At 70.4% G+C, this 17,524-nt stretch carries 15 protein-coding genes; 8 read left to right on the top strand and 7 right to left on the bottom strand.

All coding sequences use genetic code 11. The features are described from left to right. Positions 1-67 precede the first annotated feature (67 nt). Positions 68-1,576, bottom strand: coding sequence for a hypothetical protein (locus tag B0675_RS28595; protein ID WP_241540046.1), 1,509 nt, complete (start codon positions 1,574-1,576; stop codon positions 68-70). A 372-nt stretch (positions 1,577-1,948) separates the two neighbouring features. On the opposite strand from B0675_RS28595, the gene B0675_RS28590 reads away from it, so the two are divergent. Next, positions 1,949-3,172 carry an MFS transporter gene (locus B0675_RS28590; protein ID WP_081222489.1) on the top strand — a complete coding sequence of 408 codons (1,224 nt, stop codon included), beginning with the start codon at positions 1,949-1,951 and terminating at the stop codon, positions 3,170-3,172. Between the two features lie 36 nt (positions 3,173-3,208). Here the strand turns inward: B0675_RS28590 and B0675_RS28585 are convergent, their stop codons facing one another. Then, the gene (locus B0675_RS28585) at positions 3,209-3,817 is read right to left on the bottom strand and encodes a TetR/AcrR family transcriptional regulator (protein WP_081222488.1); all 609 of its coding nucleotides are present in this window, start codon (positions 3,815-3,817) and stop codon (positions 3,209-3,211) included. A gap of 163 nt (positions 3,818-3,980) precedes the next feature. Here B0675_RS28585 and B0675_RS28580 point away from each other — a divergent pair, with 163 nt between their 5' ends. From B0675_RS28580 to B0675_RS28560, 5 genes are all read left to right on the top strand, one after another. After that, positions 3,981-4,433 (top strand): DUF1801 domain-containing protein, encoded by a 453-nt coding sequence (locus B0675_RS28580; RefSeq protein WP_081222487.1) that lies wholly within the window; start codon positions 3,981-3,983, stop codon positions 4,431-4,433. Between the two features lie 367 nt (positions 4,434-4,800). Next, on the top strand, positions 4,801-5,409 hold the full coding sequence (locus tag B0675_RS28575; protein ID WP_081222486.1) for a lamin tail domain-containing protein: 609 nt from the start codon (positions 4,801-4,803) through the stop codon (positions 5,407-5,409). Positions 5,410-5,810: 401 nt separating this feature from the next. Continuing rightward, positions 5,811-6,014: a cold-shock protein gene (locus B0675_RS28570; RefSeq protein WP_037622929.1), complete on the top strand. Its 204-nt coding sequence runs from the start codon at positions 5,811-5,813 to the stop codon at positions 6,012-6,014. A gap of 105 nt (positions 6,015-6,119) precedes the next feature. Further along, positions 6,120-6,617 carry a hypothetical protein gene (locus tag B0675_RS28565; protein ID WP_081222485.1) on the top strand — a complete coding sequence of 166 codons (498 nt, stop codon included), beginning with the start codon at positions 6,120-6,122 and terminating at the stop codon, positions 6,615-6,617. A gap of 212 nt (positions 6,618-6,829) precedes the next feature. Further along, positions 6,830-7,459 (top strand): class I SAM-dependent methyltransferase, encoded by a 630-nt coding sequence (locus B0675_RS28560; protein WP_081222484.1) that lies wholly within the window; start codon positions 6,830-6,832, stop codon positions 7,457-7,459. A 121-nt stretch (positions 7,460-7,580) separates the two neighbouring features. Here the strand turns inward: B0675_RS28560 and B0675_RS28555 are convergent, their stop codons facing one another. The 5 genes from B0675_RS28555 to B0675_RS28535 form a co-directional block, all read right to left on the bottom strand. Then, entirely contained in the window at positions 7,581-8,603 is a 1,023-nt protein-coding gene (locus B0675_RS28555) for an ABC transporter permease (protein ID WP_081222483.1), read from the bottom strand. After that, a complete protein-coding gene (locus tag B0675_RS28550) occupies positions 8,600-9,562 on the bottom strand; it encodes an ABC transporter permease (protein ID WP_081222482.1) in 963 nt (320 codons plus the stop codon). The genes B0675_RS28555 and B0675_RS28550 overlap by 4 nt, the downstream gene beginning before the upstream one ends. Next, entirely contained in the window at positions 9,555-11,096 is a 1,542-nt protein-coding gene (locus B0675_RS28545) for a sugar ABC transporter ATP-binding protein (protein ID WP_081222481.1), read from the bottom strand. Before B0675_RS28545 ends, B0675_RS28550 begins: the two co-directional genes overlap by 8 nt. A 1-nt stretch (position 11,097) precedes the next feature. Beyond that, positions 11,098-12,198 (bottom strand): ABC transporter substrate-binding protein, encoded by a 1,101-nt coding sequence (locus tag B0675_RS28540; RefSeq protein WP_081222480.1) that lies wholly within the window; start codon positions 12,196-12,198, stop codon positions 11,098-11,100. Between the two features lie 143 nt (positions 12,199-12,341). Beyond that, positions 12,342-13,355 (bottom strand): LacI family DNA-binding transcriptional regulator, encoded by a 1,014-nt coding sequence (locus B0675_RS28535; protein ID WP_081222479.1) that lies wholly within the window; start codon positions 13,353-13,355, stop codon positions 12,342-12,344. A 159-nt stretch (positions 13,356-13,514) separates the two neighbouring features. On the opposite strand from B0675_RS28535, the gene B0675_RS28530 reads away from it, so the two are divergent. Together B0675_RS28530 and B0675_RS28525 are read left to right on the top strand one after the other, a co-directional pair. Then, complete coding sequence (locus B0675_RS28530) at positions 13,515-16,118, top strand: PA14 domain-containing protein (protein WP_081222478.1); 2,604 nt, start codon at positions 13,515-13,517, stop codon at positions 16,116-16,118. 198 nt (positions 16,119-16,316) lie between these two features. After that, on the top strand, positions 16,317-17,510 hold the full coding sequence (locus B0675_RS28525; protein ID WP_081222477.1) for an MFS transporter: 1,194 nt from the start codon (positions 16,317-16,319) through the stop codon (positions 17,508-17,510). Positions 17,511-17,524 lie beyond the last annotated feature (14 nt).

Here is a 17,524-nt window from a genome sequence, read left to right as displayed (position 1 = left end):
TGATCACCGGGTTCGGTCACGACGGTCGGTCCGCGGGCCGGTTGCCGGGGTCGGTGTTCCGCGCCGGTCAGTACCCGTAACTCGTCGTGTACGCACACTCCGTGTACACGTACCCCGGTCGCAGCTTCGCCGTGTCCGAGGCCGGCGTCCTGCCTGTACCGGCGTGGGACTTGTGGACGAAGTAGGTCGTGCCGACGGGGAGGCGGATGATTCTGTGGGGGTAGTTCCTGCCGCTGTCGCTGCACGGTTTGAAGCCGATGGCGATGGTGCTGCCGAGCGAGTAGGCGGAGCACTTCCCGCAGGCCTTGAGGGTGAAGCTGCCGGTCACGGGTCCGGTGTAGAGGACCGTGATGTCGTCGGGGCTGTCGTTCTTGACGGTCACGGCGATACTGCCCCCCGAGCCGGTGCCCGGCAGCCGCTTGCCTGCGGCGGGTACCGTCTGGGCCACCTCGGCGGCGATGGCGATCTTCTGCGCGCGCGCCCGGTTCCTGTCGTGCGGATTGCTCTTGGCGAAGTCGTTCATCGTGGCGACGGCCTCGGTGTACTTCGCCTCCTTGTACTGGTCCACCCCGCAGGTGTACGTACCCGAACTCGCGCTCCGCGCCGCCCTGTCGGCGTCCTTGCCGAAGGCGTCGTCCAGCCCGGCTTGCTCGCCGTGCAGCCCTCGCACCTGCGTACTGAGGGTCTCCAGACGGGCGACCGCCGCACAGGGGTCGTCACCGCCCACCGACTTGACCGTTCTGTCGACCGCGTCCCGCACCGCTGGCTCCACCCTGCCCGCCTGCTCGGACTCGGGGAACGTCGACAGGAGTTCGCCGAACTGTGTCGTCCAGTCGCCCGCCCCGGCACGGAGCGACGCCGCCGCGCAGGTGTAGAGCGACGTGGCCAGCCGGTCGTCGGGCCAGGTGGCCAGGTCGCCCAGCTTGTTCTTGGCGATCGTGCGGGGGACCGTACGGAGGTACTCCAACGGAGGTACGGCGGCGCAGTAGTCCTTCTGCTCGTACGGCGTGGCGACCGTGGCGTAGTACGTCTTGAGCCGGTCCGGGACCTGCTGGGCCGCGCGTGAGTCCGGGTGGTCGTCGCTGAGCCCGTCGTAGGCCGAGAGGGCGCGGCGGTAGTCGGGCTCGACGGTCCGGAACGGCTGCTTCCCGGACCGCTCGACCAGGTGGTCGGCCCGCTCCAGCCGGTCCAGCAGCATCTGCTCGGTGGCTTCGTCCCGGGCGTCGCCGTACAGGACGGCTCCGCCGGCCGGGACGGCCAGCAGCACGATGCCGAGCACCGCGGCGATCAGGGCACTCGGCAACAGGGCCAAGCGCGTCCGCAGGCCGACCGAGGCGCCGTGAGCGGCGGCGAGCAGCAGGAGGAGGACGTAGATCACGACCGCCGAGCCCGGGACGCCGTCCGGGTCCGCGGGCAGGGCCACCAGGAGCAGGACGGCCGTCGCGACCCAGCACACGGCCATCAGGACCCAGCGCTTCAGGACGGCGTAACCGAGCCCGAGCCCCGAGAGATTGAGCAGTGCCACCGCCACGGCCCGCCACGGGTCCGCCGGAGCGGGTGGCGGTGCCGTCGGCATCGGTGGAACCGCGAAGTGGTCACCTGATCCATGCTGATCCCAGGACATGACGTTCCCCCCGTCAATCACGCCCGACGTTCCAGAACTTGTCAGCGTACGTTCAGTCGGCGAGCGGCGACAGAGGGTGTGCCGCCGCGTGGGCACTTTCCCCGGCGCCGTCCGGCCGCGTCCGCCCCCGACGGCGCACCCGGGCGTCGCAACTGCCGGACGATTCGCTCCCGTTGGAGCCGCGCGAACGGCTCGGCCGGACAGGAACAGGCGCAGGCGTCGCGTCAATTCCCTGCGGTTCTCTTGCTGTTGCAAGTAATATGCAACAAGCTCTACGGGTCCTTACCCGCAGCCCTTCCCCGCCCCGTGACGTGGAGTTCCGCCATGCCCCGCCTGATCCCGGACACCGGACCCCAGCGCGTCCTCGCGTCCTCGAACCTCGTCTACACCGTCGGCAGCGGTCTCTACCTGACCGCCGGCGTTCTGTACTTCACGCAGGCCGTCCACCTGCCGGCCGGCCGGGTGGGACTCGGACTCGGTGTCGCGGGCGTCGTCGCGCTGGCCCTGGGTGTCGCGGTGGGGCATCTGGCGGACCGGTGCGGAGCACGCGGTGTGTACATCGCCACCCTCCTGGTCCAAGCCCTGAGCACGGCCGCCTTCGTCCTGGCGGACAGCTTCTGGGCGTTCGTGCTCGCCGTCTGCGCGGCCACCGGGGCGAAAGCCGCGGGAACGGCCGCGCGCTCCCCGCTCATCAGGCATCACGGCGGGGACCGGCCGCAGGAGTTCCGTGCCTACCTCCGCGCCGTGACCAATGTCGGCGTCTCCCTCGGTGCCCTGGTCGCGGGCTGGGTCGTGCAGGTGGGCACCCTCACCGCGTATCGGCTCATGGTCGTCGGGAACGCCCTCGCCTTTCTCGTCGCCGCCGCGCTCCTGTTCCTCCTCCCGCCGGTCGCGCCCGTCGCCGAGCCCGTCGACGGACCCCGCCGGAGCGCCCTGCGGGACCGCCCCTATCTGCTGCTCACGGCCGTGGACGGCGTCATGGCCATCCAGTTCAAGGTGCTCACCGTCGCCATCCCGCTCTGGCTGGTCGGCGCCACCGAGGCCCCGCACTGGCTCATCTCCGGCACCATGCTCACCGGCACGGTCATGGTCGTGGCCCTCCAGGTCCGGGCCGGCCGCGGCGTCGACTCCCCGACGGCGGGCGGCCACGCCTACCGCCGCGCCGGGGTGGCGTTCCTCGTCTCCTGCTCGATGGTCCCGTCGGCCGCCGGGGTGCCGGGATGGGCCGCCGCGACCCTGCTCATCGCCGCCGTGGTCGTCCACACGCTCGGCGAACTGTGGCATTCCGCGGCCGGGTTCGAAGTGTCCTTCGCCCTCGCGCCGCCCCATGCCACCGGCCAGTACCTGGGGGTCTTCGGCCTGGGTGCGGGCCTCGCCGAGGCCGTCGGCCCGGGTCTCCTCATCGCGCTCTGCATCACCTGGGGCCGCCCCGGCTGGTACGTCGTGGGACTGCTGTTCGCGCTGACGGGACTGTCCGCGCCGTTCGCCGTCCGCTGGGCCCGACGCCACCGAAGCGGTCTTCCGGCGCCGCTCGCCCGGGCCGCATGACGTCTCCCGTGCACATGTCGGCGGCAGACGGGGCCGCTACGCGCCACCGGGCGCCCGGTACGCCGTCCCATAGGCGGCCATGAACATGTCCAGCAGGCCGTCGACCGCGGTCTCGTCGATCGGTCGCGCCGACAGCAGACTGCGGTAGTACAGGGCGCCGCACAGCACCTCGGCCGCGAACTCCAGGTCCACGCCCGGGGCGAGTTCCCCCGTGTGCTGCGCACGGGTGATCCGGTCGAGCGTGCTCCGCTCCACGGTGACCAGGAACCGTTCGTGCAGCGTCTCCCGGAGGCGGGCGTCGGCCTGCGCCTCGGCGATCACCGCTCGGTACACCGGGCCGATCGGAGGGCCGGAGAGGGCCTGTCCGGAGCGCAGGAACTGCTCCCGGAGATCCGCGCGGACGTCCCCCGTGTCGCGGTAGTCCAGGTCGCTCGTCCACACCCGGCTGAGCGCGTCGAGGAGCAGGGCCGCCTTCGAGGGCCAGCGCCGGTAGATGGTGTGTTTTCCGACGCCGGCCCGTCGCCCGACCGCCTCGATGTTCAGGCCCGCGTAGCCCACCTCCGTCGCCAGGTCGAGGGTCGCCTTCAGCAGCTCCTCGGTGCGGACGGAGCCGCGGCGGCGTGGTGCGGCAGGCGTGTCGCTCATACCGGCACCCTATCGACACGCCTCGTGCCGTTGACAACGGCCGTCGTGGCGAACAGTATGCAGTCTCGATCGGCACGCTGCGTGTCGTTACGGCACGGTGGTGCGTCGGCACGACGGACGCCCACGGGCCCGCCTCGTCGGATTCTCAAGGGGAAGATCTGCCATGAGCACCATCGAAAGCGGCAAGCACGAGGGATTCACGGCCGAGGAGCGGGCCGCGATGAAGGATCACGCACAGGAACTGAAGAAGGCGGCGCGCCGCGGTTCGAGCGCGGACAAGGCCGCCGAGGCGTTGCGGGACGTGCTCGCGAAGATCGCCGAAATGCCGGACGCCGACCGGGTCATGGCCGAACGCGTCCACGCCGTCGTCACGAGGAGCGCTCCCCTCCTCGCGCCGAAGCTCTGGTACGGCATGCCCGCCTACGCCCTGGACGGCAAGGTCGTGTGCTTCTTCCAGAGTGCGGAGAAGTTCAAGGCCCGCTACGCGACGCTCGGATTCAGCGACCGGGCGAAGCTGGACGACGGAGCGATGTGGGCATCCGCCTTCGCCCTCACCGACGTGACGGACGCGGTGGAGGAGCGCATCGAGGCCCTCGTGAGGCAGGCGATGGGCTGACACCGCGGGTGGCGACCGGTGACGGCACCGGGCGCTGTTACCCACTTTCGGGTGGCGGCCCGACGGGCATGGGGGAGCGGCCCGACCCGGCGCCGACCGGATGACGTGAGAGGTACGGGAGTTGACGCCCGGAGTGGGCTATTCATCCTTATTCAGCGCATAAATTGACGATGCAGCCTTCTGTAACCGATATGTGCGCAATTGGTAACAGCGCTCCCGTGTCGCCGTCGTGCGGCGGGTGCGAGGAGGAAGTTGTGGGTCCTCGGCCGACAGGGCCGGGATTCGCACAGGTCGCACCTTCGACTCCACCCTTCTCCAGGGGTGATGCCGCGAGGCGTGACCGGCTCTCGCACCTTGAGGAGCGTTCATGTCTGTTTACACGTCTGTCCCGGTCCGCCGTCTGGTGGCCGCGGCGCTGGCCGCCGGCGCCCTGGTCGGCTCGGCCGCGGTGTCGGCCTCCGCCGCCCCGGGGCCGCGTGCCGAGCGGTCGCCCGTCGCCATCAGCCGGGTGCAGAGCGACGCACCCGGCGTCGACAACCGCTCGAACGGTTCGCTGAACGGCGAGTGGGTGGAGGTCACCAACTCCACGTGGCGCGCCGTCAGCCTGAACGGCTGGACCCTCTCCGACCGGGACGGCAACCGCTACACGTTCCGTCACTACCGCCTGGCGGCCCGTTCCACCGTCCGTGTCCACACCGGAGTCGGCCACGACACCGCGAAGGACCTGTTCCAGGACCGCCGCCGTGAGGTGTGGGACAACCGCTCCGACGTCGCGACGCTGAAGACCGACCGCGGACGCTTCGTCGACAGCGTCGCCTGGGGCCAGCGCCACGACCGGGACCACGACCGGGACCACGGCCGCGGCCAGGACCACGGCCGCGGCCAGGACCACGGCCGTGACCACGACCGCAACACCGGCCGTGGCCAGGAGCACGGTCATGACCACGACCGCGGCCGCGGTCACGACGGGCGCTGACCGCCCCCTGGCCGCGAGGCCGTCCACGGACACGGTCCGACGCCGTCGGGACTCTGCCAGGCCCCGCGCCCACCGGACCGAATCGCGGTCGGCGGCCTCGCCCCGGAAGACCCGCACCCCCCGGTGCGGGTCTTCCCCGTTCGGGCGTACGGGGGCGTCCGCGGTTCCTGTGGCGGCTCACGCCGAAATGTCCGTAACCCCGGGCAACACTGTTTCACCTGAGGGTCCTTGCTCTCTGGTGAGGGGTGAAGTCTCCGTGTAACGTCTCCCGCAGATGTCGTGGTTCGCAGTCCTCGCCCGCGCTTTGGTGCGGGCGTTTTGCTGTGCAGTGCCCGAGGACCAGGACGACCACCTCCGGGTCCGCGTGGTGCGGATCCGTCATTGAATTGAGAGGCATTGGCATGGCCAGCGGAACCGTCAAGTGGTTCAACGCCGAAAAGGGCTTCGGTTTCATCGCGCAGGACGGGGGCGGCCCCGACGTCTTCGCCCACTACTCCAACATCAACGCCACCGGCTTCCGTGAGCTCCAGGAGGGCCAGGCCGTGACGTTCGACATCACGCAGGGCCAGAAGGGCCCCCAGGCGGAGAACATCACCCCCGCCTGACCCCGGCACGACACCGGCACGGTGTCTCACGGAGCGTTCACGCCCGAGACACCGTGCCCGGCCGGCAACCACGCACGTGACCAGGCGCGAAAGGCCGGGTACGGGATGGTCGGAGCACGGTGGGACGACGAGCCCGGACCGGTGCGCGGCTGTCTCGCGTGCGACCTGACGACGGGCGACACCCCACTGCCGGGCGGCACCGTCCTGCGTACGGACGCCTGGGTGGTCGAGCACTGCGTCGGCCCCTTCGGCCTGGGAACCGTCGTCGTGAAGCCGACGCGGCACGTGCTGCACGTCGCCGGGCTGACCGCGGCGGAATCCGCCGAACTGGGCCCCCTGCTGCAGCGCGTCAGCGCCGCCGTCACCACGGTCATGGACCCTGAACAGGTGTACGTGTGCCTGTGGTCGCACGTCGGCGGGACACCGGGACACATCCACTTCGTCGTCCAGCCGGTCACCCGCGCGACCATGGACCGCTTCGACACCTACGGGCCCGCACTGCAACGCGCCATGGGCGAGGCGGCCGAACTGCCCCCGGTGCCCGACGTGGAGCGGGTCTGCGACCGGCTGCGGGACCTCCTCGGCCCGGTCACCGGCACCTGACCGACCGCGACGTGGCCCCCCGTAGCACCGCCCGCCTGCCGGGCGCCCGCATCCCTGAGCCACGTCCGGTCCCCGCGCACGCGACGCCTCACCCCGGCCGACGGTCACGACCGGTACGACGAGCACCCTCGGCGTAGAGTCGGCCGCCGGAGCGCTGCCGTGACACGCGCCGGACCGGAGCCGGGCGGCGGCAGCGGTGGAAGGCCGCTCGCATGACCGCACAGCCACCGCCCGAAGACCCCGAAGTACCGAACCCCTGGCAGGAACTGGACGATCTGTACGCCGTCCGGCCGCCCTGGGAGATCGGACGCCCGCAGCCGGCCTTCCTCGATCTCGCCCGGTCGGGCGTCATCCGGGGACGGGTGCTGGACGTCGGCTGCGGAACGGGCGAACACGCCCTCATGTGCGCCGGCCTCGGCCTCGACGTCACCGGCATCGACCTCGCCGCCACGGCACTGCGGACCGCCGAGGAGAAGGCACAGCGACGCGGGGTCGCCGTGCGGTTCCTGCACCATGACGCCCGTCGGCTCACCGATCTGGGCGAGCGGTTCGACACCGTGCTCGACTCCGGGCTGTTCCACCTCCTCGCCCCGGACGACCGCCCCGCCTTCAGCGGCGGACTGCACGAGATCCTGCGCCCGGGCGGGCGTTACTTCATGCTCTGTTTCAGCGACCGGGAGCCGGAGTCGGGCCGCAGGGGCCCGCACCGGCTGTCGCGGCACGACATCACGGAGGCGTTCGAGGGCGCGCTGCGGATCGACGCCGTCGAGCCGGCGACGATCGACATCACCCTGGACGAGGTGGGCATCCGCGCCTGGCGCGTCGCCATGACGAGGACCTGAGCCGGTACCGGCGGTGGACGGGCCCGCCCGCGGTGACCACCGCGGACGCCCGTCCGGCCGACGCGCCGCCCGTACCCCCGCCCGCCGCGCCCGCGACGGCCGGGGTACTACGACACGCCTCTCAGAGCACCCGACGTCGGCGTCCCAGCCAGGTCTGCGCGATCACGACGACGGCCAGGAACGCCCCGCTGACCACCTGTTGGTAGGCCGAGTCGAGGGAGCCGATCTGGTTGATGACGTTCTGGATGACCTTCAGCAGCAGCACGCCGACCAGGGAGCCGCTGATGAAGCCGAACCCTCCGGTGAGCAGCGTCCCGCCGATGACGACCGCGGAGATCGCCTCCAGTTCCATGCCGGAACCGAGGATCGTCACGCCCGACACCAGCCAGGCCGCGTTGAGTGCCCCGGCGAGCCCGGCACACAGTCCCGAGATCATGTAGACGGAGATCTTCGTACGGGCCACGGGGGCGCCCATCAGCGCCGCCGCGTCCTCGTTCCCGCCGACCGCGTACACGTACTGCCCGAAGCGGGTGCGCCGGAGCACGACCGCGCCCAGCACGAACAGGGCCAGCGTGATGTACACGGGGACACCGATGCCGAGGAAGGTGCCCTGGCCGAGCTTCGCGAAGAACGACCCCTTGTCCACCAGATAGGTCTGGGAGCCCTCGTCGGTGACCGAGAGCAGGATGCCCCGGGCGCCCAGCATGGACGCGAGCGTGACGATGAAGGGAGCCAGTCGCGAACGGGCGATCAGCACTCCGTTGACCAGACCGATCAGTCCGCAGACGGCCAGCGGGAGGAGCAGTGCGACCAGCGTCCCGTACTGCGACCCCCAGGCCGCCAGCACTCCGCCGAGGGCGAAGAGCGAGCCCACCGACAGGTCGATGCCGCCGGTGACGATGACGAAGGTCATGCCCAGCGCGACCACCGCGAGGAAGGCCGAGGAGAGCGCCATGTTCTCCAGGTTGTCCGACGTCAGGAAGGTGTCGAAGCTCAGGGACGCGGCGATCATGGCCACGATCAGGGTCACCAGTGCGCCGTGCTGCTGGGCGAGGGCGCTGAGCCGCTCCGAACGGGGCGCCCCCAGCGGCTCCTCGTCGGTCGTGGTCCTGTCGCTCACCGGAGTGTCCACGTCGGTCGTCATCGCTTTCCTCGTTCCCGTGCCGCGTAGACGGCGAGGACGATCACCACGGCCTGGGCGATCTGGGTCCACGACGGCGGCAGATCGTGCTTGATGAGCGTCGTGGTGAGCAACTGGATCAGGACGGCGCCGGCGACCGTGCCGCCGATCCGGACCCGGCCGCCACTGAGCGGGGTGCCGCCGACGACGACCGCGGTGATCGCGGAGAGTTCCATCAGATTGCCGAGCGACGTCGGATCGCTCGCCGTCAGCCGCGCGGTGGCCAGTACGCCGGCGATCGCGGCGAGGACTCCCGAGCAGACGTACACGAGGATCAGGACGCGCCGTACCGGCAGTCCGGCGAGCTTGGCCGCCGGGCGGCTGTCCCCGATCGCCAGGAGCTGGCGGCCGAACGTGGTGCGGCGCACGACGAACGCGACGAGCAGGGCGAGGGCCGCCGCGATCAGCACGAGATACGGAACGCCCAGCACGTCGCCCGAGCCGAGGTCCGCCATGGTCGGGTCGCGGACGTCCTTGAGCTGGGGGAGGAGCACCAGGGCGAGCCCCCGCCCGGCGACCATCAGCGCGAGGGTCGCGACGATCGGCTGCACGCCCACGAAGGCGATGAGCGATCCGCTGGCCACCCCCACGACGACCCCGCCCACCAGGGCGAGCAGGATGGCGAGCCAGGGCCCGTATCCGAGATAGAGGGACAGCAGCGAGGTGGACAGGGCCATCACCGAGCCCACCGCCAGGTCGACGCCCTCGCTGCCGATCGCCAGTGCCATGCCGAGGGCCACGATCAGCACCGGGGCGACCTGGACCGCCTGCGTGCGGAAGTTCTCCGTGGACAGGAAGTGCGGGGTGAAGACGGTGTTCACCAGCAGCAGGACCACGACGCCCAGGTAGACGCCGTACTCCTGGAGGAGGCGCAGCAGACGGTCCCGGTCGACGGCCGGCCGGCCGAGCGTCAGATCAGTCATCGTGGCCTCCCGGGCCGGTGCCGACAGCGGTGGCGGCGGGCGCCGCGGCGATGGCGCGCATCAGCCGGTCCTCGGTGACGGCGTCACCGGTCAACTCCTCCACCACGGCGCCGTCCTTGAGGACGATCACCCGGTCACTGCCCTCGATCAGTTCCTCCGGATCGGAGGAGATGAGCAGGACGGCCAGTCCGTCGTCGGCGAGTTCGTCGATCAGCTTCTGCACTTCGGCCTTGGCGCCCACGTCGATGCCGCGGGTCGGCTCGTCCAGCAGCAGGATCTTCGGCTGCATGGCCAGCCAGCGGGCCAGCAGCACCTTCTGCTGGTTGCCGCCGGAGAGTTCGCCGACCTTCTGGTGCGGACTCGCCGCCTTGATACGCAGCCGCTCGACGAAGGTGTCGACGATCCGGTCGATCCGCGCCTCGTCGACCAGACCGAAGCGGGACAGCCCGGGAAGGGCGGCGAGCGCGATGTTCTCGCGGACCGACAGGCCCGGCACGATGCCCTCGGCCTTGCGGTCCTCGGGCAGCAGGCTGATGCCCGCGCGGATGGCGGCCGGGGTCGACCCGGTGCGGACCCGGACCCCCGCCACCTCGACCTGACCGGAGTCGGTGGGCAGTGCCCCCGCGATGGCCTTGGCGGTCTCGCTGCGGCCGGAACCGAGCAGCCCGCCGAGCCCCACCACCTCTCCGGGGCGCACCGACACCGACACCCCGTCCAGTTGGTGGCGGACCGTCAGGCCACTGGCGCGCAGGATCGGTTCGGCCTCCGTGTCGTGACCGCCGGCGAACTTGGTCAGCCCGTCCTCCCGTACGTCCGAGATCTCCCGGCCCAGCATCAGCGCCACCAGCCGGAGCCGGTCGAGTTCGGCGATGGGGCCCGTGTGCACGACCTTGCCGTCGCGCAGCACGGTGACCGCGTCGCAGATCTCGTACAGCTCGTCGAGCCGGTGACTGACGTAGATCACCGCGATGCCCCGCTCGCGCAGCATCCGGATCACGCCGAACAGGGTGCGGACCTCGCGTGGTTCGAGCGAGGAGGTCGGTTCGTCCATGATGACCACGCGGGCGTCGACGGAGACGGCGCGGGCGAGCGCGACCATCTGCTGCGCGCCGACGCCCAGTTCGCGCAGCGGTCGCCGCACGTCCACCCGGATTCCGAGATCGCGGAGCGCGGCGCCGGCTTCCCGGTGCATGCGCCGGAAGTCGATCAGACCCAGCCTGTTCCGGGGCTCGCGGCCGAGGAACAGGTTGCGCGCCACGGTCATCAGCGGGACGAGGTTGACCTCCTGGTAGATCGTGGAGATACCCGCGTGCTGCGCCTGGAGCGGCGTGGCGAAGCGGACCGGGGCGCCGTCGTACGTCACCTCGCCCTCGTCCGGCTGGTACACACCGGTGAGGACCTTGATGAGGGTCGACTTGCCCGCGCCGTTCTCTCCGATGAGCGCGTGCACCTCCCCGGCGCGGGCCGTGAAGTCCACCTGGGACAGGGCCTTCACGCCGGGGAAGGTCTTGGACAGACCGGCAACCGACAACATGTCAGAAGGCCTTGCCCAGGTCGGCCTTGGCGTTGTCCTTGGTGTACGCGCTGTCCTGGATGACGATGTCCTGGGAGACCTTCTCGCCCTTCGTGAAGGTGTCCAGCGTCTGGAAGGCGAGCGGACCGAAGCGCGGGTTGGACTCGACGACCCCGTCGATCCAGCCGTCGACGATGCCCTGGACGGCGTTGCGCGTCCCGTCGACCGTCACGATCTTCACCTTGCCCGGCTGCTTGCCCGCGCCCTTGAGGGCGTTGACCGCGCCGAGGCCCATCTCGTCGTTCTCGGCGTAGATCCCGGTGATGCCGGGCTTCGACTGGATGAGGTTCTCGGTGACCGACTGGCCCTTCTCCCGGGCGAAGTCACCGGTCTGCTTGAAGACGATCTTCAGGCCGGGGGCCTTCTCCTTGATGCGGTCCTCGAAGCCCTTGGTGCGCTCGGTCGTCACGTTGTTGCCCGCGGCGCCCAGCAGGATGGCGATCTCGCCCTTGCCGCCGGTCGACTCGATCATCTGGTCCGCGGCCCGCTTGCCCTGCTCCAGGAAGTCGGAGCCGATGAAGCTCACGTAGTCCTTGCACGCGGTGGCGTTGATCTTGCGGTCGATCGTGACGATCGGGATGTGCTTGGCGGAGGCCGAGCGCAGCACCGGCTCCCAGCCGTCCGAGTTGAGCGGCGCGATGACCAGCAGGTCGGCGCCCTTGGCGATGAGGTCCTGGACGTCGCTGATCTGCTTGGAGAACTGCGACTGGGCGTTGGCCGTCAGGAGCTTCACGCCCTGCTTCTTCGCCTCGGCCTTGATGGACGCCGTCTCGGCGATCCGGAAGGGGTTGGCCTCCTTCTCGGACTGGGAGAAGCCGACGGTGGCCGACTTCAGGTCGATCTTCTTCGCGCCGTAGGCGTCGATGGTGCAGGTCGGGCCCGAACCCGTCGACGGCGAGGCGACGACCTGCCCCTGGTCGTCCTGGCTCGCGGAGCTCTTGTCCGTGCCGGACGAGTCGTCCTCCGACTTCGCGCATCCGGAGACGAGCGCGAGGCTCGTGATGAGGCCGGTGGCGAGAAGGGTCCTTGCGGCGGTGCGATGGCGAGGTGTGAGCGGCTTCATGGAGTCCCCAAACGGCGCGGCCCCGGCGCTGATTGCGCTCCCGGGGATGATCGGCTCTTGCGGTCAACTCTGCGTACTTGGCGTTCCGGGGAGGTTTTTACATCGTTGGAAGAGGGCTGTAAAGCCCTCCTTCCGAAATCCCGTCAGCGTCGGCCCAGCGTGCTCTCGCGTTCCACCAGCCTGAAATCCGCGGTCAGTTCACGTCCGCCGGGCTCCGTGCGGCCCGACAGACTGCGCAGCAGCGAGGCCACCGCCATCCGCGCGATCGCCTGCTTGTCCGGCGAGATCGTCGTCAGGGTGACGGCGCCGAACCGGCCCTCCTCGATGTCGTCGAATCCGACCACCGCAACGTCCCACGGCACCCGCAGCCCGCGTTCGTGCAGCACCCGCATCGCACCGATCGCGACCAGGTCGTTGTACGCGAAGACCGCGTCCGGACGCACCCCGGAATCCAGCAGGTGGGCCATGCCCCGCGCGCCCTCGTCCCGGTCCCAGCCGCCGACCGGCACGACCAGGTCGTCCGGTGCCGGAATCCCCGCCTCCATCAGCTCCTCGCGCCAGCCCGCGAGCCGCAGATGAGCCGGCTGGTTCGCCGAGTCGGTGCGGGCGCCCAGGTAGGCGATCCGTGAGCGTCCGCGGCTCAGCAGATGGCGTACCGCGCTCCGCGCCGCGGCCACGTTGTCGATGGCGATGTGGTCGTAGGGCAGTTCGTACTCCCGCTCGCCGAGCAGGACGAGCGGCACGTCGTCGGTCCGCGACCGCAGGTCCTCCGCCTCCAGCTCCAGCGGGCTGAGGATCAGGCCGTCGATGACGTTGGCCCGGAAGCCCTGGCTGACCAGCACCTCCTGCTCGCGGTCGCCGCGCGTGTGGTCGAGGAGCACGGTGAACTCGTGCTCGGCGGCCGCGTCGATGACGGCTCCCGCCAGCTCCGCGAAGTACGGGTTGCCCAGCTCGGGAACGGCGAGGGCGATGATGCCCGTGCGGCCTTTGCGCAGGTGGCGGGCGGTGAGGTTGGGCCGGTAACCCAGCTCGTCGATGGCCTCCTGGACCCGGGCCCGCATGGCCGGGGTGACGTGCGGATAGTTGTTCACGACGTTCGAAACCGTCTTGATCGAGACGCCGGCCCGCTCGGCGACGTCCTTCAGGCTGACCCGCAAGGGATCTCCTCTTCATCGATGTGCGCCGCAGCCACCTGGGTGTTTGTCATGACCCTGGACAGCGGCCGGGACCCGTGCTGTGATGCCAACTCCCGTTCCTTCCAACGTTGTACAGACTGAAGCAACGAGCCGCCACCCTTCCTCAGCCAAGGAGGATCCGTGCGCATCAGCAGACTCCGAACTCACCTGACACTCCTCTTCGCCGTGCTGCTCGGCATGGCCGGACTCACGGCCGTCCCCGCCGCCACAGCCGCCGACGACCCCGTGGAGGTCCACGGCCTGAAGGGCGAGTACTACACCCAGTCCGCCCCCGGCGCCTTCGACTTCCACGAGCTCAAGGCCACCGGCCTCGACACCAACCTCGACTTCGACAACCTGGAGCCGCGACTCGCCTTCGCCACCGGCCAGTCGGACGACGTCAACGTCCGGTGGACGGGTCGTATCGTGCCGGAGAAGACCGGCGCCCACACCTTCTCGGTCATCGGCGACAACGGTTTCCGGGTGTGGATCGACGGACACCTCGCCATCGACCACTGGGTCGACGACTGGGACAAGGAACAGACCTCCCAGCCCGTCGACCTGACCGCCGGACAGGCCTACGACATCAAGGTCGAGTACTTCGAGCACTTCGGCGGCTCCAACCTCCACCTGCGCTGGACCCCGCCGGGCGGCACCAAGGCCGCCGTCCCCCAGTCGGCTCTCCGGCTGCCCGACGGCTACGCCTACGACGGTGCCGTCGCGACCACGGTCGAGAAGGACGGGCGCACCCTGCGCCTCGACTTCGCCCAGGCCCTGACCGCACCCCCGGCCGGCCTCACCGACCACGTCGAGGCCGTCATCGGCGGCGCCAAGTGGCCGCTGTCCACGGCGAAACTCGACCCCGCCGACCCCAAGTCCCTCATCGTCGGACTGAAGGAACCCGTCGTCGGCAACAAGACCGGCACGGCCCGCGGCACCGCCGACCTGCGCTACGACGGAAAGGGCGGCCTCTCCGGCGAGGACGGCAACGTTGTCAACGCCTTCTGGAGCAGCGGCCCCAACCACTCCACGTACCAGCTGCGCACGAAGTGGGCGGACGATGTCGGGCCGGGCAACGCCCTTCCCGAATACCCCCGTCCGCAGCTGACCCGGGACAACTGGCGGAACCTGAACGGCTCGTGGCAGTTCGCGGCCGCGGACTCCGGCGACAAGCCGCCCGTGGGCAAGAACCTCGCCGAGAAGATCCTCGTTCCCTACCCCGTGGAGTCCCAGCTCTCCGGTATCGAACGGCACGAGGACCGCATGTGGTACCGCCGCACCTTCACCGTCCCGTCCGACTGGCGGATCGGTTCCGGCAAGCACCTCCAGCTCAACTTCGGCGCCGTCGACTGGAAGGCCGAGGTCTACGTCAACGGCACCAAGGTCACCGAACACCAGGGCGGTTACGACAAGTTCAGCGCCGACGTCACCGCCGCGCTGAAGCCCGGCCGGACCCAGGAGCTGATCGTCGGGGTCTACGACCCCACCGATGCGGCGGGCGGCGAGAACCCGCCGGTCGGCAAGCAGCGCCTCGACCCCAGCGGCATCTGGTACACCCCGTCCTCCGGCATCTGGCAGACGGTGTGGATGGAGCCGGTGGCCACCGACCACGTCGACTCGCTCAAGCTCACCCCCGACGTCAGGAACAGCCGGCTCACCGTCGAGCCCCAGGGCGTCAAGGACGGACTGCCGGTCGCCGCGACCGCGTACGCCGGACACCGCAAGGTCGCCACGGTGACCGGCCGTACCGGACAGCCGCTCACCCTGAAGATCACCGACCCGCATCTGTGGTCGCCGGACGACCCGTTCCTCTACGACCTGAAGGTCTCCGTCGGCGCCGACCGCGTCGGCAGCTACTTCGGGATGCGGTCGATCGCCGTGGAGAAGGTGAACGGCACCCCGCGCACCGTCCTCAACGGCAAACCCGTCTTCATGATGGCCACCCTCGACCAGGGCTTCTGGCCCGACGGCCTGCACACCGCGCCGACCGACGAGGCACTGGCGTACGACCTGAAGATGCACAAGGAGATGGGCTTCAACGCGGTCCGCAAGCACATCAAGGTGGAACCCGACCGCTGGTTCTACTGGGCGGACCGGCTCGGCCTGATGGTCTGGCAGGACATGCCCGCCATGACCGCCGGTGTGAACCCGGACGCCGCGTCCCGCGCCGAGTACGAGCGCGAGATGAAGCAGATGATCGACGAGCACATCAGCAGCCCGTCGGTCGTCATGTGGGTGACCTTCAACGAGGGCTGGGGCCAGTACGACGAGGCCCGTATCGCCGACCAGGCCAAGTCCTGGGACCCGACCCGTCTCGTCAACTCCATGTCCGGCATCAACCTCGGCGTCGACGGAGGCACCGGCGACATCATCGACGAGCACGGCTACCCGAGCCCGGCACTCCCACCGAATCCGGACGGGAAACGGGCGCTGGTCAGCGGTGAGTACGGAGGCCTCGGCCTCGCGGTACCCGGACACGCCTGGTCGGTCCAGCAGTCCTACGTGGACGTCGACCCCTCGGCGTACACCGACGACTACCTGGCCCGGCTCGACGAGGTGCACCAGCTCGCCTGCAAGGGAGGCAACGGCGCCGTCTACACCCAGATCTCCGATGTGGAGGGCGAGTTGAACGGACTCGTCACCTACGACCGCAAGGTGGTCAAGCCCGATGTGAAACGCCTGAAGGCCGCCCACACCGCGCTGATCCACGACGCGTCGCAGCCGACACCCGCCGGCTGCCCCTGACGGACGGGACGCACACACCTCCCCGTGTGCGTCCCGCCCCGACCCACCGCCGGGCCACCCGGCACGGTCCGCCTCCGGTACGGGGGGAGGCGGACCCGTGTGCCGGGACGCGCACCACGCGCCCCGTGCACGGCCGCTCGGCCCCGCCCGGCACGTCGGGCGGGGCCGACGCGCGTCGGCACGGTTAGTGTCGGCGGCATGGAAGGTGATGATCGCCCGGGGTGGCGTGCGTGCCTGCTCGGTGGTGCCGTGTTCGCCGTGTGCATGGCCGGCACCACCCTGCCCACCCCCCTTTACGGCCTCTACCAGGACAAGTTCGACTTCTCCGAGCTGATGGTCACCGTGGTCTATGCGGTGTACGCCTTCGGAGTCATCGGGGTGCTGCTCCTGGCGGGCAACGCCTCCGACTCGGTCGGCAGACGTCCCGTTCTGCTGTGCGGTCTCGGCTTCGCCGCGCTGAGCGCGGTCTGCTTCCTGTGCGCCACCGGCCTGGGCTGGCTCTACGCGGGTCGGCTGATGTCGGGTCTGTCCGCCGGGCTGTTCACCGGAGCCGCCACGGCCTACGTGATGGAACTGGCACCCCGCGGCGGCTCGGCCAGGGCCACCTTCGTGGCGACCGCCGCGAACATGGGCGGACTGGGCTGCGGGCCGCTGCTCGCCGGGTTGCTCGCGCAGTTCGCCCCCTGGCCTCTGTACCTTCCGTTCATCGTGCACCTCGCCCTGGTGGCCTGCTCGGTCGCCGTCGTGCTGTGGCTCCGGGAGACCGTGGGGGAGCGCAGCCCGCTCAGCAGCCTGCGACCGCACCGGCCCCGCCTGCCCCGGGAGGTGCGGGCGGTGTTCGGCCCGCCCGCCATCGCCGCGTTCGTGGGGTTCGCGCTCTTCGGGGTGTTCACCTCGGTCAGCCCGGCGTTCCTCGCGGAGTCCCTGAACGTGACCGACCACGCCGTGACCGGGCTGGTCGTCGCTCTTGCCTTCTTCGCCTCGACCGCGGGTCAGCTCGCCGTCGGCCGGGTCGGACCCACCCGGTCGCTCCCGCTGGGCTGCGCCGCACTCCTCGCCGGGCTGGCGCTGCTCGCGGGCGCTCTTCGCTGGGACCTGATGGTGCTGGTGGTGCTCAGCGCCCTGGTCGGCGGGACCGGTCAGGGACTGGCGTTCCGCGGGGCGCTGTCCACCGTGGCGGGCGCGTCCCCCGCGGACCAGCGCGCGGCGGTCATCTCCACCCTGTTCGTGGTCGCCTACACGGGCATCTCGCTGCCGGTGATCGGGGTGGGACTGCTGGTGGGGCCCATCGGGCTGGAGGGGGCGGGCCTGGTCTTCATCGCCTGTATGGCGGTCCTGGTCTCCGTCGCCGGGATCTATCTGCTCCGGCGGCCGGCACCCGCGAACGCCTGACAGGACGGGCGGAT

This window comes from Streptomyces sp. M41(2017) (genome assembly GCF_002078175.1).
In the GTDB taxonomy this organism is placed as follows: Bacteria; Actinomycetota; Actinomycetes; order Streptomycetales; family Streptomycetaceae; genus Streptomyces.
The sequence above is the reverse complement of the archived record's forward strand: the minus strand, read 5'-3'. Positions and strand labels throughout refer to the sequence as shown.

Bases quoted from the DNA above. Each gene is read 5' to 3' on its own strand.
- B0675_RS28540 (WP_081222480.1), bottom strand. From the start codon at position 12,198: ATGAAGCCGCTCACACCTCGCCATCGCACCGCCGCAAGGACCCTTCTC.
- B0675_RS28570 (WP_037622929.1), top strand. From the start codon at position 5,811: ATGGCCAGCGGAACCGTCAAGTGGTTCAACGCCGAAAAGGGCTTCGGT.
- B0675_RS28590 (WP_081222489.1), top strand. From the start codon at position 1,949: ATGCCCCGCCTGATCCCGGACACCGGACCCCAGCGCGTCCTCGCGTCC.
- B0675_RS28580 (WP_081222487.1), top strand. From the start codon at position 3,981: ATGAGCACCATCGAAAGCGGCAAGCACGAGGGATTCACGGCCGAGGAG.
- B0675_RS28550 (WP_081222482.1), bottom strand. From the start codon at position 9,562: ATGACTGATCTGACGCTCGGCCGGCCGGCCGTCGACCGGGACCGTCTG.
- B0675_RS28585 (WP_081222488.1), bottom strand. From the start codon at position 3,817: ATGAGCGACACGCCTGCCGCACCACGCCGCCGCGGCTCCGTCCGCACC.
- B0675_RS28545 (WP_081222481.1), bottom strand. From the start codon at position 11,096: ATGTTGTCGGTTGCCGGTCTGTCCAAGACCTTCCCCGGCGTGAAGGCC.
- B0675_RS28565 (WP_081222485.1), top strand. From the start codon at position 6,120: ATGGTCGGAGCACGGTGGGACGACGAGCCCGGACCGGTGCGCGGCTGT.
- B0675_RS28555 (WP_081222483.1), bottom strand. From the start codon at position 8,603: ATGACGACCGACGTGGACACTCCGGTGAGCGACAGGACCACGACCGAC.
- B0675_RS28560 (WP_081222484.1), top strand. From the start codon at position 6,830: ATGACCGCACAGCCACCGCCCGAAGACCCCGAAGTACCGAACCCCTGG.
- B0675_RS28575 (WP_081222486.1), top strand. From the start codon at position 4,801: ATGTCTGTTTACACGTCTGTCCCGGTCCGCCGTCTGGTGGCCGCGGCG.
- B0675_RS28595 (WP_241540046.1), bottom strand. From the start codon at position 1,576: ATGCCGACGGCACCGCCACCCGCTCCGGCGGACCCGTGGCGGGCCGTG.
- B0675_RS28525 (WP_081222477.1), top strand. From the start codon at position 16,317: ATGGAAGGTGATGATCGCCCGGGGTGGCGTGCGTGCCTGCTCGGTGGT.